Genomic DNA, 1,546 nt, shown 5'->3' on the forward strand with positions numbered 1-1,546 from the left:
GGCTCGGCCCCATCATCGCGCAGCAGGTCGTACGCGCCGAGCCGCAGCGCCAGCGCGAAGGACCATGACTCTCCGTGACTGGCGTAGCCCTTGGCCGGGTTGTCGCCGAGGGCCAGGTCCAGCTCGTCCCGATGCGGACCGACGAGGCAGACCCCGCGCTCCACCTCCTGCGGGCGGACCCGGGCGATCTCGGCGAGTTTTTTCCTCCTCCAGCTCCGCGACATCGGCCCGCTCCCGGGTCGGCAGCGCGTCTCCGAGCGTCGACCGGTACCGTATAGAGATCTGTCGCGACTCCGGGGCCACCCCCGTTTTATTTGGCGGCGACCAGCGGCGCGAGGTCGTCGATCAGGTCGAGCCGGGCCGCGAGCAGCTGCGCGCCCTGCGCGGCCAGGTGGCCGTCCCACACTTCCAACGTGCTCAGGTCGCCCCGACCGCCGGCGCGCCTCGCGGCGCCCGCCGACTTCAGCAGGGCACTGCGCTGCTTGAGCACCCGCTCGTAGTCGGAGCGGACGCCCGCGTACCTCGGCGCCCGCGCGACCAACAGGTCGTCCATGAACTTGCGGCGCTCGCCGGGATCGCCGCGTTTCCAGCGCCATTTTCCTCCGGCGCGAACAACACCGTGTGCAGGATGCCCAGCACCTCGCGCGGGCGGGGCACCGGGCCGCGGTTGATCCGCGCCCGGTTGGCCTTGCCCGGCGTGATCTCCAGTTCGACCAGCAACTCACGGCCGGCATTCACCACCGCGGTGCGAATCACCGCGCGCGGACTGCCGCTGCGAACCAGCGGCGCGTCCGTGGCCACCCGGTGCGAACCCAGGGTGGCCACGTAGCCGATCGCCTCGACCAGGTTCGTCTTGCCCTGGCCGTTGGAGCCGACAAAGACGCTCACGCCCGGGTCGAACGCCAGATCGGCGTGCGCCCACGAGCGGAAGTCGACGACCTGGAGATGCCGGACGTACATCAGGCTTTCTGTACGGCGTGACCGCCGAACTGGTTGCGCAGCGCCGCGACCGCCCGCATCGCCGGCGAGTCGTCCTGGCGGGAGGCGAACCGGGCGAACAGCGCGGCCGAGATGACCGGAGCCGGCACCGAGTGGTTGATCGCCTCCTCGACGGTCCACCGGCCCTCGCCCGAGTCCTCCACGTAGCCGCGCAGGTCGTCCAGCTCGGGGTCGGAGTCCAGGGCGCGGACCAGCAGGTCGAGCAGCCAGGACCGGACAACCGTGCCGCGCTGCCACGCCTTGATGGTCGCCGGCACGTCCGTGACCAGCTCGGACGCCTCCAGCAGCTCGAAGCCCTCGGCGTAGGCCTGCATCAGGCCGTACTCGATGCCGTTGTGCACCATCTTGGAGAAGTGGCCGGCGCCGACCGGGCCGGAGTGCGCGAAGCCCTCCTCGCGCGGGCCCTCGGGGCGCAGCGCGTCGAAGATCGGCATCGCGTGGTCGACGTGCTTCTTGTCGCCGCCGACCATCAGGCCGTAGCCGACGTCCAGGCCCCACACGCCACCGGACACGCCGCAGTCCAGGTAGCCGATGCCCTTCTCGTCCA

The 1,546-nt window shown here is 71.2% G+C and carries 1 protein-coding gene and 1 pseudogene; both read right to left on the reverse strand.

The features are described from left to right. A pseudogene (gene recF, locus KUTG_RS26415) lies at positions 1-960 on the reverse strand (DNA replication/repair protein RecF); the annotation flags it as partial. Continuing rightward, positions 960-1,546 (reverse strand): NADP-dependent phosphogluconate dehydrogenase (locus KUTG_RS26420; protein ID WP_157495623.1); only part of this gene is annotated, 587 nt, incomplete at its 5' end. The pseudogene recF and the gene KUTG_RS26420, both read right to left, overlap by 1 nt.

The sequence above is a fragment of the Kutzneria sp. 744 genome, from assembly GCF_000568255.1.
In the GTDB taxonomy this organism is placed as follows: Bacteria; Actinomycetota; Actinomycetes; order Mycobacteriales; family Pseudonocardiaceae; genus Kutzneria.